The organism is Oerskovia sp. PE-21s (assembly GCF_056158145.1).
In genome coordinates this window covers 415,725-428,756 of record NZ_JBUXJM010000003.1, presented here as the reverse complement: position 1 = coordinate 428,756, position 13,032 = coordinate 415,725, and the positions used below count along the sequence as shown (strand labels likewise).

17 protein-coding genes are annotated in these 13,032 nt (G+C 71.9%); 6 read left to right on the top strand and 11 right to left on the bottom strand.

Annotation, left to right across the window (positions count from 1 at the left end):
- Nucleotides 1-97: 97 nt before the first annotated feature.
- Nucleotides 98-559: a hypothetical protein gene (locus ACZDYF_RS07870; protein ID WP_475055246.1), complete on the bottom strand. Its 462-nt coding sequence runs from the start codon at nt 557-559 to the stop codon at nt 98-100.
- On the bottom strand, nt 556-1,122 hold the full coding sequence (locus tag ACZDYF_RS07865) for an RNA polymerase sigma factor (RefSeq protein ID WP_204809196.1): 567 nt from the start codon (nt 1,120-1,122) through the stop codon (nt 556-558). Before ACZDYF_RS07865 ends, ACZDYF_RS07870 begins: the two co-directional genes overlap by 4 nt.
- Before the next feature lie 166 nt (nt 1,123-1,288).
- Here ACZDYF_RS07865 and ACZDYF_RS07860 point away from each other — a divergent pair, with 166 nt between their 5' ends.
- The 6 genes from ACZDYF_RS07860 (at nt 1,289) to ACZDYF_RS07835 (ending at nt 4,105) form a co-directional block, all read left to right on the top strand.
- On the top strand, nt 1,289-1,849 hold the full coding sequence (locus ACZDYF_RS07860) for an Asp23/Gls24 family envelope stress response protein (protein ID WP_204809194.1): 561 nt from the start codon (nt 1,289-1,291) through the stop codon (nt 1,847-1,849).
- Nucleotides 1,850-1,920: 71 nt separating this feature from the next.
- Nucleotides 1,921-2,319 carry an Asp23/Gls24 family envelope stress response protein gene (locus ACZDYF_RS07855; protein WP_475055245.1) on the top strand — a complete coding sequence of 133 codons (399 nt, stop codon included), beginning with the start codon at nt 1,921-1,923 and terminating at the stop codon, nt 2,317-2,319.
- Nucleotides 2,320-2,342: 23 nt separating this feature from the next.
- On the top strand, nt 2,343-2,522 hold the full coding sequence (locus tag ACZDYF_RS07850) for a DUF2273 domain-containing protein (protein WP_475055244.1): 180 nt from the start codon (nt 2,343-2,345) through the stop codon (nt 2,520-2,522).
- A complete protein-coding gene (locus ACZDYF_RS07845; protein ID WP_475055243.1) occupies nt 2,515-2,964 on the top strand; it encodes an Asp23/Gls24 family envelope stress response protein in 450 nt (149 codons plus the stop codon). The genes ACZDYF_RS07850 and ACZDYF_RS07845 overlap by 8 nt, the downstream gene beginning before the upstream one ends.
- The gene (locus tag ACZDYF_RS07840) at nt 2,961-3,521 is read left to right on the top strand and encodes a DUF6286 domain-containing protein (RefSeq protein WP_475055242.1); all 561 of its coding nucleotides are present in this window, start codon (nt 2,961-2,963) and stop codon (nt 3,519-3,521) included. The genes ACZDYF_RS07845 and ACZDYF_RS07840 overlap by 4 nt, the downstream gene beginning before the upstream one ends.
- Complete coding sequence (locus tag ACZDYF_RS07835; RefSeq protein ID WP_475055241.1) at nt 3,518-4,105, top strand: hypothetical protein; 588 nt, start codon at nt 3,518-3,520, stop codon at nt 4,103-4,105. Before ACZDYF_RS07840 ends, ACZDYF_RS07835 begins: the two co-directional genes overlap by 4 nt.
- Before the next feature lie 82 nt (nt 4,106-4,187).
- On the opposite strand, the gene ACZDYF_RS07830 is transcribed toward ACZDYF_RS07835, so the two are convergent.
- From ACZDYF_RS07830 to ACZDYF_RS07790, 9 genes are all read right to left on the bottom strand, one after another.
- Nucleotides 4,188-5,792, bottom strand: coding sequence for a SpoIIE family protein phosphatase (locus ACZDYF_RS07830; protein WP_475055239.1), 1,605 nt, complete (start codon nt 5,790-5,792; stop codon nt 4,188-4,190).
- On the bottom strand, nt 5,789-7,513 hold the full coding sequence (locus ACZDYF_RS07825) for an ATP-binding protein (RefSeq protein WP_475055237.1): 1,725 nt from the start codon (nt 7,511-7,513) through the stop codon (nt 5,789-5,791). Before ACZDYF_RS07825 ends, ACZDYF_RS07830 begins: the two co-directional genes overlap by 4 nt.
- Nucleotides 7,514-7,515: 2 nt before the next feature.
- Nucleotides 7,516-8,550 carry an ATP-binding SpoIIE family protein phosphatase gene (locus ACZDYF_RS07820; RefSeq protein WP_475055236.1) on the bottom strand — a complete coding sequence of 345 codons (1,035 nt, stop codon included), beginning with the start codon at nt 8,548-8,550 and terminating at the stop codon, nt 7,516-7,518.
- Nucleotides 8,547-8,960: an ATP-binding protein gene (locus ACZDYF_RS07815; RefSeq protein ID WP_475055233.1), complete on the bottom strand. Its 414-nt coding sequence runs from the start codon at nt 8,958-8,960 to the stop codon at nt 8,547-8,549. The genes ACZDYF_RS07820 and ACZDYF_RS07815 overlap by 4 nt, the downstream gene beginning before the upstream one ends.
- Nucleotides 8,957-9,361, bottom strand: a complete 405-nt coding sequence (locus ACZDYF_RS07810; protein ID WP_138824210.1) for an STAS domain-containing protein — start codon at nt 9,359-9,361, stop codon at nt 8,957-8,959. Before ACZDYF_RS07810 ends, ACZDYF_RS07815 begins: the two co-directional genes overlap by 4 nt.
- The gene (locus ACZDYF_RS07805; RefSeq protein WP_475055229.1) at nt 9,358-10,194 is read right to left on the bottom strand and encodes an STAS domain-containing protein; all 837 of its coding nucleotides are present in this window, start codon (nt 10,192-10,194) and stop codon (nt 9,358-9,360) included. The genes ACZDYF_RS07810 and ACZDYF_RS07805 overlap by 4 nt, the downstream gene beginning before the upstream one ends.
- A 142-nt stretch (nt 10,195-10,336) precedes the next feature.
- Nucleotides 10,337-11,326 carry a TIGR03557 family F420-dependent LLM class oxidoreductase gene (locus ACZDYF_RS07800; RefSeq protein ID WP_191789074.1) on the bottom strand — a complete coding sequence of 330 codons (990 nt, stop codon included), beginning with the start codon at nt 11,324-11,326 and terminating at the stop codon, nt 10,337-10,339.
- Between the two features lie 90 nt (nt 11,327-11,416).
- Nucleotides 11,417-11,974, bottom strand: a complete 558-nt coding sequence (locus ACZDYF_RS07795; RefSeq protein WP_204809187.1) for a dihydrofolate reductase family protein — start codon at nt 11,972-11,974, stop codon at nt 11,417-11,419.
- A 112-nt stretch (nt 11,975-12,086) separates the two neighbouring features.
- Complete coding sequence (locus ACZDYF_RS07790; RefSeq protein ID WP_475055226.1) at nt 12,087-12,938, bottom strand: Ltp family lipoprotein; 852 nt, start codon at nt 12,936-12,938, stop codon at nt 12,087-12,089.
- Nucleotides 12,939-13,032: the final 94 nt, after the last annotated feature.

Genomic DNA, 13,032 nt, shown 5'->3' with positions numbered 1-13,032 from the left:
CGCAGACTAGGCGCGCTCCAGACCCCTCGCACGCCGCCGACACCTCGTGCGGCGTGAGGACGGTCACCTCGGTCTGCGACGCCAGGACAGGGTCGGGCTAGCAGAGATCCTGCCGGGTGTCCGCGACGTCGGTGATCGCGACGTCGACGTCGACGGCGTCGACCGGGGGAGCGAGGTCACCGAGGACGGAGGCAAGCTGCGCCGAGGTGGCCCGACGGACGGTCGAGGCGAGGGGCAGGAGAGGTTCGTCGAACGCCGCGAGGATCTCGATCGTGACGGTCACGAGCCGGTCCTGGTCGTCGGTCGAGCAGGTGATCGTGAGGGGAGCGGCGCCCGGTACGGCGCCGACGGCCTCGCGGAGGGTCGCGACGAGGACGTCGGACGCGACGAAGTACTCGACGACGCCGGAGGGCGAGGCGGTGCGACCACGGACCGGGGCCGAGGGGCGGAACGCCGAGAGGGCCTTGAGCAGCGCGTTCTCACGGACCAGGGTCCACCCCTGGTCGGTGTGGCGGCGCAGCGCCTGGGTGGCGCGCTCGAGGACTGCGTCGTCGTTCATCGCCATCCCTTCATCCGCTCGGCCAGTGTCGCGCGGGCCCGGTGGAGCATCCCGCGGACGGCGTCGTGCGTCGTGCCGAGGATGTCGGCGATCTCGGCGTAGTGCAGTCCTTCGACCTCGCGCAGCAACCAGCACGACCTCTGCAACGGTGGCAGAGCGAGGAGGGCGATGTCGAGGGCTTCGACGAGTGCAGCGTCGAGCGCGCCCTGGTCGGGTCGGCGGGAGGCGGACTCGACGAGCTCGTCCGGCAGGGGGACGGGGCGGCCGGCGGCGCGACCTCGATGGCGGTACGCCTGCCGGGTCGCGATCCCGAAGAGCCAGGTACGGGGTGCGGACTCTCCGCGGAAGCCGGGGAACCCCGTCCATGCCGCGACCAGGGTGTCCTGCAGGCAGTCGGCCGCGACCTCCGGATCGTGGACCATGCGCAGGACGTACCGGTACATCGCCGGGCCGTGCCGGTCGACGAGGGCCGTGAACGCCTCGCGATCTCCCAGCGCAGCGCGGCGCGCGAGCAGCAGGTCTGAGACCGCCCCCGCGTCTCCACCAGCACCGACGGCTTCCATCCGTTCGACGATAGCTCCCGGTGGACGGCTCGCCATGGGCAGGGTTGAATGTGACCTAGATCACACTTTGTAGTCGTGACGTTCCGGCGACGGGGCGGCACTCACTGGAGAACGTCGCAGACCGCCCGACCGTCGGGGCGGTCGCCCCGAGCACGAGGAGCGAACGATGAGCGAGCAGAGCACACCCACCACGGGAGCCACGGCACCCGGCACGGCTGCACGTCCCGGCGCCGCCGGGCAGGCCGGACCTGCGCGCGGGACGGTCGACCGCCCCTCCGCGCTCGCCTCCGAGCACGGCAGCACGACCATCGCGGACCAGGTCGTCGCCAAGATCGCGGGCATCGCGACCCGCAACGTCCAAGGGGTCTACGCCGTCGGGGGAGGAGCGGCCAGGGCGTTCGGCGCGATCCGCGAGTACATCCCGGGCAGCGGGAGCGACACCACGTCGGGCGTCCACGTCGAGGTCGGGGAGCGCCAGGCCGCCGTCGACCTGGATCTCGTCGCGGACTACGGCGTGTCGATCGCCGACCTCGCCCAGGCTGTCCGTCGGAGCGTGATCACCTCCATCGAGCGTATGACCGGGCTCGAGGTGACCGAGGTCAACATCGACGTCAACGACGTCCACCTGCCCGGGGACGACGCCGACTCGAGCTCCGACCGGCGCAGCCAGCGTGAGCAGTCCTCCGACAGCGGTGAGGGCGAGGACGGTGGCGGGCGGGTCCGATGACCTCGTCGCCACCTCCCGCCTCAGCACGTGGTTCCTCGGGGGAGGGCCAGGAGACGGAGACACCCACCCCCTTGGACGTCGCCGAGGCGTTCGAGCACGCGCATCCGGGGACGGGGCTCGGCGAGCCCCTGCGCCCTCCCTCTGGCCGTGTCCCGCCGCCGCTGCCCGACGACGTCGCCCAGGGCGAGACGGCCGAGAGGATCGTCGCCGCCGTGCTCGCCGTCCCAGGGGTCGTGCGACTGCACGCCGGGGTCTTCGGCGAGGTCGCCACGTACCTTCCCGGTCGTGCCGTCACCGGTGTCCGGCTCCGTCCCGAGGAGACCGAGGTCCACCTGGTCGTCTCGACGGACCGCCCGATCCCCGCGGTCGCTCGTGATGTCCACGAGTCCGTGCGTGCGCTGGCCCCCGGGCCGGTACGCGTGTACGTCGAGGACGTCGAGTCCCCGCCCTCATCATCGTCCGCGCTCTGAGCGGACACGTCCAAGGAGAGCACATGTCTGTGTCAACGATCGGTCTGCTGACCGGCATACTGCTGGCCCTCGCCGCGATCCTCGGAGGGTTCTGGGGGTTCGTCCTCGCGGCGGTCCTGGGCGGGGTCGGATGGGTCGCAGGAGCCCAGATCGAAGGGCGCATCGACCTCGGTGCTGCCTTCCGCAGCCGTCGCCATGTCTGACACGTCGTTCGCCCAGCCGTTGCCTTCACAGGGCTGGGAGGCGGCCTCCTCGGACGAGACGGCCGACGCTCAGGAGCGGGGCGCGCTGCGCGTCGCAGACCGGGTCGTGGAGAAGGTCGCCCGTGCCGCCGTGCTCGGCGTCCCCGGTGTCGCGCCCGTCGGGGCCACCGCCGGGACCGTGGGCCGAGCACTCGGCCGGACGTACCCGCACATCACCTGTTCCCGCGCGGGGGACCGTGCCCGGGTCCGGCTCGAGATCGCGATCGTGTGGCCGTACCCGGCCGCGGGGGTCGCCCATCAGGTCTGCGAGGCCGTGACCGAACGGCTCCGGGACCTCGCGGGGGTGCACGTCGACGAGATCCGCACCACCGTCACGCGCATCGTGGACCCGTCCGACGTCCTCGGTGCCACCGGTACGACCAAGGAGCGACGAGTCCTATGAGCACACCCATCGTCCCCTCCGCGCGGACCGTCCCTGCCCCGGCGAGGTCGCCGCGGGCCGGCCTCGTCCTGACGTCCTGGGCCTTCGTCCTGGCGATCCTGCTGCTGGTCGTCGCGGTCCTGGCCGGGCAGTCCGCAGTCGTGGCCGCGCGCGGGCAGGGCACGAGCTGGTTCCTGTCGCTCGCGGACGCCCTGGACGGACTCGAACCCGAGACGTGGGTCGGCGTGGCCGGGGCGCTCGTCGCCCTGGTCGGGCTCTGGTTGCTCTGGCAGGCCGTCCGCCCCCGTCCCCGCACCACCCAGCGCGTCGCGGCGGCCAGCGGTGTCCACCTGCGCTCGGCCGACATCGCGCGCTGGGTGAACGCGACCGCACGAGACGTGCCCGGTGTGCTCGACTCCAGCACCGCGGTGTCGCGGCGCGCCGTGCGCGTGACCGTCCGCACGACGGGCTCGCCCGACATCCTGACCGACGTCGACGCCGAGGTCGCCCACCAGCTCTCGGCCCTCGACAGCCCACCGCGCCTGACCGTGCGGGCCGGCGAGGGGCAGCGACCATGAACCGCGCCGTCCTGAGGCTCGATCGCGTGCTCCTCGCGCTGGCCGGGCTCGTGCTGATCGTCGCGGGTGCCACTGCGCTGCTGTGGACCACCGGCACCCTGGCGCAGTACGTCGAGGGCGTCCCCTCCTCGCTCGACACGTCCGCCGCGACCGACGCCACGGCCCAGACGTGGTGGCCCTACGTCACGGGAGCCGTCGCCGTTCTCCTCGCGACCGTTGCGGTGTGGTGGATGCTCGCGCACCTGCCGTCCCGGGCCGTCCCCGAACAGGACCTGCCGGGCTCCACCCGCACGGAGCGCCTGCGGATCGACCGGGGCGCCGTCGCGGAGGCGACGGCTCGTGCGGCCCAGCAGATCCCCAGCGTGCGCAAGGCGACCGCCACGCTGCGCGACGAGGGCCCCGAGCTCGTCCTCAGTCTGCTCGTCAAGGTCGACCCCGCCACCGACCTGCCCCGCCTCGCCACCCAGCTCGACGACCTCGTCGCCGACGCGGCGACGGTGCTCCCCGACGACAGGCTCCGCTCCCGCACGACCGTCAGGATGAGGACCAGCCGCCGTTCGGACGCAGGGCCCCGTGTCGAGTAGCGACCTGGACCCGCGCGAGGAGCGACCGGGCCGGAGGTGACGGTCGGACGTGCGTCCCGTCGGCGGTGCTCGCGGCGTCCGACTAGGTGGTCGGCCCCTGCTGCACCGCGTGACGACCGACCGCGACGACCGCGACGTCGTCCTCGCGGCCCGCGTCGTCGAAGGCGGAGACGAGGCGTTCGCACATCGTCGCCGGTGCGATCCCGGCGTTCTCGGCCGCCAGCAGGGCCAGCCGGTCGAGGACGTCGGGGAGAAAGGCCCCCCGGCGCTCCACGAGTCCGTCGGTCACGAGCACGAGCAGGTCGCCGTGCTGCAGCACGTCCTGGTGCACGGGCCGACCGTCCGGGTTCGGCAGGCCGAGGAGGCGTGAGCCTTCCTTCACCTGGAGCACCGTGCCGTCCGCGCGGACGACGAGCGCAGGCAGGTGGCCGGCGTCGGTGATCTCCACCGCGCCCGTCCGGGGGTCGAGCACGCAGACGCACACGGTCGCGTACTCGGGGTGGTCGCTGCGCAGCGCGTCGTTCAGGAGGTTGAGTGCGTGCCGGGCGTCGTGGCCCTCTCGGAGGTAGGCGCGGAGCGTGACGCGCACCTCCGCCATCACCGTTGCGGCGCGGAGCGAGTGCCCCTGGACGTCACCGATCACGACGGCGACCCTGCCGTCCGGGAGGTCGAACGCGTCGTAGAAGTCCCCGCCCACGTCGAGGCGCGCGTCGGAGGCCTCGTACCGGGCGGCGACCTCGAGGCCGCCGCTCACCTGCAGGCTCGACGGCAGGAGAGCCCGCTGGAGGGCGAGTGCGATGCGCTGCTCCTCCGCGAACGTCCGCAGGTTCGTGAGCGCGACGGTCGCGGCCTCGGCGAAGCGTCCGACGATCGCCTGATCCTCCTCCGAGAGCGTTCCGTCACCCTCGCCGAGCTGGACACCGAGGCCGCCGACGAGAGCGCCTCCGGCGTCGACGAGCCACATGGTCCACCATCGCGAGGGCCCGACCCCCGCCTCGTGGAGCAGGGGCTGCCAGGGCGCCGGGACGTCGTGGGGCGCGAACACGAGGGGCTTCCCGTCGCTCGGGGCCACCACCGGGACGGGGCCACGTCCGCGGACCAGCGTCGACCCTTCTGTGACACAGACGGAGCGCAGCACCAGGCCCGTCTCCGCCACCACCATCGCGACCACGGCCCGGCCGAGGACCGCGCAGGCGCTGCGCGCGGTGTGGTCCACGACGGCCTCGTACGAGCGGGCCTCGTGCAGGGGAACCAGGGCGTTGGTGAGCGCTTCGAGACGGCGAGCCGTGCGTCCCGCGCCCCGCTGGGCGTCGTGGCGTCGGCACAGTGCGCTGATGGTCGCGAGGAACTCGTCCCGGTCGAGCGGCTCGGGCAGGTACGCGTCCGCGCCACCTTCCAGGCCGGCGGTCCGGGAGGCGGCGTCGACGGCCGTCGCGGACACGTGCAGGACGGGGATGTGGGCGGTCGACGGGTCGGCCTTGAGCCTCCGGCAGACCTCACCGCCGTGGATGTCCGGCAGGTTGACGTCGAGCACCATCGTGTCGATGTGCGGGTTCGTGCGGACGAGGGCCTCGGCGCCGGTCGCCGCCTCGATCACCTCGAAGCCCGCACGACGGAGCCAGCTCGACATGATGTACCGGTGCGCTGCGGTGTCGTCGACCACGAGCACGGTGTGGGGCGAGGTCACCGGGCCTCCTTGGCCCGCCGCAACGTCGCGACGAGGGTGTCACGGGAGATTCCCGCCTTGGGGAGGAAGAGGACGCCGTCGAGGTCGTCCCGCACGGGCAGGGACGCGCTCGACATGAGCACGGTCCCGGTCGCCGGGTGCACCTCGCGGATCCTCGACCGGAGCGTCGGCCCGTCCGTGCCGGGGAGCCGGACGTCCAGGAGCGCGAGGTCCGCCGCGCCGTCGTGCAGCAGGGCCAGGGCGTGCGACGCGTCGTGCGCGACGCTGACGCGCGCGGCGTGGCCCTGCAACATCGCGACGATGACCGAAGCGAACGCCCGGTCGTCGTCCACGACGAGCACGTGCCCCAGGTCGGCGCCCTGGGGGACGGCCTCGGTGCGCATGGGCCTGACCGACACCTCGGACGGGAGCGACGGCAGGCGGAGCGTGAACACGCTGCCGACGTCCGGCTGCGACGAGGCAACGAGCGTCCCACCGAGCGCCTCCGAGGTCCGTCGTGCGTACGGCAGCCCCAGACCTGTCCCGCGCACCGAGGGCTGCAGACGGTTCGGCACCTGGACGAACTCCTCGAAGACCGACTCGACGTGGTCCTCGGGAATGCCGAGGCCCGTGTCACGGACGTCGAACCGCACCAGGTCTCCCTCCCTCTCCGCACGGAACTCGATTTGCCCCTCGTCGGTGAACTTCGCGGCGTTCGCCAGGAGGTTGCGCAGCACCCTCGCGGTGAGGCGCCGGTCCGTCACCAGGACGAGGTCGGGCGGGGAGGAGGTCCTGAGCGTCACCCCGGGCCGCAGGAGCGGCAGGGTCGTCCCCTGCAGCTCGTCGAGCAGCTGGGCGACGTCGACGGGCGCCGGCTCCACGTCCTCGTGGCCGGCCTCGGCCCGTGCGAGGTCGAGCAGCTCGTCGACGAGCTGGAGCATCGTCGTGGCGCTCTCGCGCAGGTAGGTCGCCTGCTGGGCCTGTTCCGCGTCGAGGTGGGAGTCGGCGAGCAGCGACGTCAGCCCGAGGATCGAGTTGACCGGGGAGCGCAGCTCGTGGCTCACGTTGCGCAGGAAGCGGGTCTTCGCCTCGTTCGCGGCCGCGAGCTCGCGACCGCGCTCGTCGAGCTCGGCGTAGAGGGCGACGACCCCCGTGTTCGTCTCCTCGAGCTCGGACGAGAGCTGGTCGTACATCGCGAGCACCCCACGGTTCGTCTCCTCGAGCTCCTCGTTGAAGCGCCGGAGGTACTCCTTCTGCTGCGTCAGCTCGTCGAGGGTGCGCACGAGCTCCGTGTTCTGCACTCGCAGCTCGTCCAGCGCGTCGGCGACGTGGGCTGCGGCGGTGGACCGTCGGACGCGGGCGAGCGAGGCCTCGTCGACGCGGGCCGTGACGCTCAACAACTTGGTGAGGACGACCCGGGTGCCGGTGGGTTCGATCTCGAGGTCCCGGACGAGCCGTCGCGCCGCCGGGACACCCCCGTCGCTCGAGTCACCGTCGAGCACGAACGCGACGTCGGGGGTGATCTCGGCGCGGAGGGTCGCCTGGGGGGTGCCCGGGACGACGGCGATGACGACGTCGGCGGTCCCGGTGGCGACCGCAGCTCTGCCCATCTCCGACAACGCGGTCGCGACCCGGACCTGGTCCTGGACGTCCAGCCCGAGCTGGCGGCAGATCTCACGGCCGGCGCGGCGCAGGGCGATCACGTCGGCGTCGGAGCGTAGCTGTGTGGCGAGGATGGGCATGGTCAGGTCTCCGACCACGTGACGGGCAGCACCGCCACGCACGAGTCGTCGGGGCGCACCGCGTGGTCACGCAGCAGGACGCCGGCGACGACGAGGGGGGATCGGGCGGCGAGGCCCGGATAGTCCCCGAGCGACCAGCGGTTGGTGAGTCCGTCGCTGTGCATCACGACGACGTCGCCCCGTTCGACCGGGTAGGTCGTCTCGCGCAGCTGGCGCGTCGGCACACCGGCGATGCCGGGGTGGGACACCAGGCCACGAGCGCGGTCGCCGTGGACGGTCCCGGAGATGTTGCCGAGGCCCGCGTAGCGCAGCACGCCGCCGTTCACCTGGGCGATCGAGACAGCGGCCCCGCGCGTTCCCGACAGGGCGCCGTGCACCCGCTCGAGGAGCGCGACGGGTGATCCCGCGGGAGCGTCGAGGAACGTCCGTACCGCAGCACCCGAGGCGGCCGCGGCGAGGGGCCCGTGTCCCAGGCCGTCCGCCACCATGAGGGTCGCGATTCCGGCGTCGTGACGGACGGCGAACGCGTCTCCGCACGCCTCCTGCCCGGTCATGGGTCGGGTCACGCCGGTCGGGCGACGCAGACCTGCCACCGTGCCCTGCCCGGCGAAGGTCGCGGCGATGACCGTGCCCTGTCCGGGCGAGGTCCACGCGTCCCACGAGGAGGCGAGGCGGGGGACGGTGCCGAGCCCGATACCGAGGGTTCCGCGGGTGGAGACTCCGTCCTGCATGGCTGCCGTGATGTCGCGCATGCCGGGGCCGGAGTCGGCCGCGAGCATCTCGAGCTCGGCGGCGTCCCCGGTCCGGCAGACACGCACGAGCACCCGCCCGGACCCGGCGTGCTTGACCTGGTTGGTGGCCAGCTCCGAGACGACGATGCCGACCTTCGCCGCACGGTCCTCGTCGAACCCCAGGTCCCGGGCGACGACGCTCGCCGCACGGCGAACGCGACCGACCGCCGACGGGTGGTCAACGGTGTACCACGTGCCGTTCTCGACGATGCTGCGGCGCTCGTCGACTCCGCTCGATGTCGTCATCGCGACCAGGTCGCGATCTCGACGCGCGTGCCGGCCCCGGCCGCGGTGTCGATCGCGAAGTGCTGGACGAGCCGGCGCGATCCCGACAGGCCCAGGCCGAGCCCGCCACCGCTGGTCCATCCGTCGGTCAGCGCCAGGTCGAGGTCCGGGATGCCTGGGCCGTCGTCCTTGAAGACGGCGCGCACGCCGGTCCGCGGGCCGTTGGCGACGAGCTCGACCTCGGCGGTGCCGCCGCCCCCGTACACGAGCGTGTTGCGGGCCAGCTCGCTCGCCGCGGTGACGAGCTTGGTCTGGTCGACCAGCGAGAGGCGCGCCTGCTGGGCGAGGGTTCGCACGAGCTGACGCACCTTGACGACGTCGGAGTCCGTGAGGATGGGCACGCGTTCGACGGTCGCCGTCGGGGCGCTCATCTCTCCTCGCGCTCAGCGGCGGCGAGAAGGACGTCCTCCGCCGACTCCTCGACCGTGCCCAGGAGCGCGAGGGCACGCTCGACGTCGAGCGCGGTGCGGACGTTCCCGAGGGACAGCCCCAGCTCGACCATCGTGATCGCGACGGCAGGGCGCATGCCGACGACGACGGTCGTCGCGTCGAGAACGTGCGAGATGCTGGCGGCCGAGGCCAGCATGCGTCCGATGAACGAGTCCACGATCTCCAGGCCGGAGATGTCGATGATGACCCCGCGCGCTCCGGTCTCCGTGATCCGCGTCGCGAGATCTTCCTGGAGCTGCAGGGCGGTGTCGTCCTGCAGGTCCACCTGGATCGAGACGAGGAGCGTCGAGCCGATCTTGAGAACGGGGACGCCGTCGGTCACGCGGGCAGGCCCTTCTGACGTGCCCCGCGGTCTGAGCGGAGGGCGTCGACGAGGGCGTCGGCGAGCGTCGCACGCGTGCGGATGTCGCCGAACTCGATGCCGAGGGCCACGATCGTCTGCGCGATCTGGGGCCGGATCCCGCTGATCGTGCACTCGGCCCCCATGAGGCGTGCCGCGACCACGGTCTTGAGGAGGTGCTGCGCGACCTGGGTGTCGACCGCGGGGACCCCCGTGATGTCGATGATCGCGTGCTCGCTGCCCGTGTCGACGAGCGTGTTGAGGAGGCGCTCCATGACCACCTGGGCGCGGGCGGAGTCGAGCGTGCCCACGAGCGGCACCGCGACGATGCCCTCCCAGAGCTTGACCACGGGGGTCGAGAGCTCCAGGAGCTGCTCGGCCTGCTCCGTGATGATCGACTCACGGGCGGCGGCGAAGGTCTCGAAGGTCAGCAGACCGAGCTGGTCGACGAGCTGGAGCAGCGGCACGATGTCGGTGTCGGGGGAGGCGAGGGGGTACAGGCCGTCCTTGAGGGCGAACAGGCCGATCGCGGTCTCGCGCGGCGTGAACCCGAGCCGGGCGCGGACCGCCGAGACGTCGGCGAGGATGCCGCGGAGCTGGTCGAACGCCGCGTCCGTCACGACCGTTCCACCTGCCCGGAGTCCGTCGACCAGGGCGTCGAAGATCTCGGCCTGCTCGCGCTCGAGCTCACCGCGGGAGGTGCGCCCGTGGAGCTCGCGCGCGGCCGCGTCGAGCCACGCGCTGCGGATGTCGTCCGCGCGGGTGGCAAGTGTCTGGGAGAGGGCTAGGGGTGCAGCTGTGGCGACGTCGGCCATCGACATTCCTTCCATGTCTTTGCCGCCTGCTCAAGGTCTCCAAGCAGTGGCGAGGGCTCATTCTAGCGGGGGTGGGCAGGGTCTTTTCCACCGTCCCGGACGCCGGTCCTCGGAGCGTCGGCCACCGTGCCGCGCGGCGGGTTCAGTCGCTCGGCGCAGCCGCCCTGAGCCTGTCGAGCAGGGGCCCGGCCGCCTGGTCGAGGAAGTCCTGCTGGCCCTCGTCGCCGACCTGGACGAGCGCGACGTCGGTGAAGCCCGCCTCCCAGTACGCCGACACCGCCTCGACGATCGCGTCGAGGTCGGGCCCGCACGGGATCGACTCCGCGACGTCCTCGGGACGGACGAACGCGCTGGCGCTCGCGAAGGCCTGCGTCGTCGGGAGGTTGGCGTTGACCGGCCACCCCAGGCCCGACCACCGGAACTGGTCGTGCGCCCGGGTGAGGGCCCGCTCGTGGTCGGTGTCCCAGCAGATGGGGATCTGGCCGATCTTGCGCGACGGCGGGAGCTCGGCCGCGTCGCGCGCCCGGTCCCAGGCGGTGACGAGCTCCGGCTTCGGTTCCGTGGCCACGAGGTGGTCCGCGAGCGTCGCGAAGGACGCCACCGACTGCGCGCCCGACACCGCGATCCCGATCTCGACCGGGGAGTCCGGCAGGTCCCACAGGCGGGCCGAGTCGACCTGGAAGTACTCACCGCGATAGCTCAGCAGCTCGCCCGTGAACAGCTCGCTGATGATGTCGACCGCCTCGACGAGCAGCCCGTGCCTCTCGTCGACCGCGGGCCAGCCTCGACCCACGACGTGCTCGTTCAGGTTTTCCCCGGCGCCGAGCCCGAGCGTGAAGCGACCGTCGGACAAGATCCCCAGCGTCGCCGCCTTCTGGGCGACCACGGCAGGGTGGTAGCGGATCGTCGGGCACGTCACGTACGTCATGAGGTCGACGCGCTCGGTCGCCTGGGCCACGGCACCCAGAACCGTCCAGGCATACGGGGAGTGACCCTGAGCGTCGAGCCACGGGAAGTAGTGGTCGGAGGACACCTCGAAGTCGAAGCCGATCCGCTCGGCGGCCACCGCGTAGTCCACCAGGGCCTTGGGGCCGGACTGCTCGGTCATGAGGGTGTAGCCGAATCTGGTCATGCGTCGATCCTCACGCTGCCCGGCGAGCCTCGCACCCCGGCCGGGGGCCTGCCTCCTCGCCCGGCCGCGGTCCGCGACTTCGCCCGGGGCTCAGCGGGTCCGGTAGCGTGCGTAGACAAGTCCGCTGTCGAAGGTCCGCTCCTCGACCAGGTCGAGGTCGAGCCGCACGCCGTCGGGGAAGAAGCGCTTGCCGCCGCCGACCACGCTCGTGGTGACGAACAGGTGGTACTCGTCCACCAGGCCGGCCTTGATCGCCTGGGCAGCGAGGTTCGGGCCGTCCACGGTGAGGTCGTGCTCGGACTCGGCCTTGAGCCTGCGCACGGCCTCGGGGTCGAAGGTCCGTTCGATCCTGGTCCTCGCGCTGGACACCGCCTCCAGAGTCGTGGAGTACACGACCTTCTCCGCGGCCTGCCACCCCTGGGCGTACCGGACGATGAACGGCGGTGCCGCCGGGTCGGCGTCCGCCGTCTCCCAGAAGACCATCGTCTCGTACATCCGTCGGCCGTAGAGGTAGGTGCCCACGTCGCGAAAGACGTCGTCGATAAAGGTGTGGACCTCCTCGTCGTCCGCACCCACGCCGAGGTCGCCCTCCGCCGCCTCCGCGTAGCCGTCGAGCGAGGTGATCATCGAGTAGATGAGGCGTCCCATGTCTTCTCCTCCGGTTCGCGCGCACCGACCGACGACGGTCGTGCAGGCTGTGACTGCGGAGCGGCGTGGAACTCATCGGACGGACAGCGTCGGCGGCTGTCCGGACTCAGAACTAGAGACCCGTCGTGCTCACGCCATGCTCTGCCTGCTCTGCGGTATACCCCTCGAACGTGAGCTGGTCGATGAGCCCGGAGCGAGAGAAGGAGGTGAGCTCGAGGTAGTTCGCTGCGCTGGCAGCGGCCTGCGCGTTCCAGTCGACGCCACCTTCGGCTTCTAGGCGGGCGATCGCGAACTCCGCATCCGGGGTGCTGAAACCCTCGAACTCGAGTTGCCCGGCCAGCCCGGAGCGTGAGAAGGCGGTGAGGTCGAGATAGTTCACCGCCGAGCGATAGGCGTTCTGCTGGGCGACCGAGCCGAGCCGCGCGGTCTCAGCGGCGGCAGCTGCCGCGGCGGCCGCCTCGTCGGCGATTCGCTGCTCCTCCGCGAGGCGTTTCGTCTCTGCCTGTGCCGCAGCGGCAGCCTCCTCCTCGGCCAGTCGCTCGGCCTCCGCGGTCTCTTCGGCAGCGATCTCTTCCGCGGACTTTTCGTCGTCCTGGCCGTCCTGCGTGGCGTTACTGCCGGCGACAGGCCTTTCCGATGCTCCGTCGCCGTTTCCGCTCAGAGCGGCCACGAGCACGATGAGCAGTATCGACGCTGCTCCGATTCCGGTGAGGACCTTGTGGCGCACGAACCAGGAATTCGTCGCGCGCTTTCCCGCGAACGACGGGGGAGCCGGCTCCGCTGCGCCCGTCGAGGCCGAAGGGCTCGTCGATGTTCCCACGAAGCCGTCGAGAGAGTCGTCGACCCAGAAATCCCAACCCTGCGGCGCCGGCTCCCACGAGGGATCGGGCTTCCATCCTGGCGGAGGTGTCCATCCCTGAGGGGGAGAAGGCCAGTTCGGCGGGGAGTTGTATCGCAGTGCCATGGCCACTCCTCTGGACATTCCTGTACATCGGTATGAGCAGCTTGGCACGGCGAAAGGTCAGGGTCTATGTCCAGGGGGCGGAAAAACACCGGCG

What these genes read in the sequence shown, in the direction of transcription:
- ACZDYF_RS07815 (WP_475055233.1), bottom strand. Translation starts at nt 8,960, where the DNA reads ATGAGCGCCCCGACGGCGACCGTCGAACGCGTGCCCATCCTCACGGAC.
- ACZDYF_RS07845 (WP_475055243.1), top strand. Translation starts at nt 2,515, where the DNA reads ATGTCTGACACGTCGTTCGCCCAGCCGTTGCCTTCACAGGGCTGGGAG.
- ACZDYF_RS07850 (WP_475055244.1), top strand. Translation starts at nt 2,343, where the DNA reads ATGTCTGTGTCAACGATCGGTCTGCTGACCGGCATACTGCTGGCCCTC.
- ACZDYF_RS07870 (WP_475055246.1), bottom strand. Translation starts at nt 559, where the DNA reads ATGAACGACGACGCAGTCCTCGAGCGCGCCACCCAGGCGCTGCGCCGC.
- ACZDYF_RS07795 (WP_204809187.1), bottom strand. Translation starts at nt 11,974, where the DNA reads ATGGGACGCCTCATCTACTCGATGATCACCTCGCTCGACGGCTACGCG.
- ACZDYF_RS07860 (WP_204809194.1), top strand. Translation starts at nt 1,289, where the DNA reads ATGAGCGAGCAGAGCACACCCACCACGGGAGCCACGGCACCCGGCACG.
- ACZDYF_RS07805 (WP_475055229.1), bottom strand. Translation starts at nt 10,194, where the DNA reads ATGGCCGACGTCGCCACAGCTGCACCCCTAGCCCTCTCCCAGACACTT.
- ACZDYF_RS07825 (WP_475055237.1), bottom strand. Translation starts at nt 7,513, where the DNA reads ATGCCCATCCTCGCCACACAGCTACGCTCCGACGCCGACGTGATCGCC.
- ACZDYF_RS07835 (WP_475055241.1), top strand. Translation starts at nt 3,518, where the DNA reads ATGAACCGCGCCGTCCTGAGGCTCGATCGCGTGCTCCTCGCGCTGGCC.
- ACZDYF_RS07800 (WP_191789074.1), bottom strand. Translation starts at nt 11,326, where the DNA reads ATGACCAGATTCGGCTACACCCTCATGACCGAGCAGTCCGGCCCCAAG.
- ACZDYF_RS07865 (WP_204809196.1), bottom strand. Translation starts at nt 1,122, where the DNA reads ATGGAAGCCGTCGGTGCTGGTGGAGACGCGGGGGCGGTCTCAGACCTG.
- ACZDYF_RS07840 (WP_475055242.1), top strand. Translation starts at nt 2,961, where the DNA reads ATGAGCACACCCATCGTCCCCTCCGCGCGGACCGTCCCTGCCCCGGCG.
- ACZDYF_RS07790 (WP_475055226.1), bottom strand. Translation starts at nt 12,938, where the DNA reads ATGGCACTGCGATACAACTCCCCGCCGAACTGGCCTTCTCCCCCTCAG.
- ACZDYF_RS07820 (WP_475055236.1), bottom strand. Translation starts at nt 8,550, where the DNA reads ATGACGACATCGAGCGGAGTCGACGAGCGCCGCAGCATCGTCGAGAAC.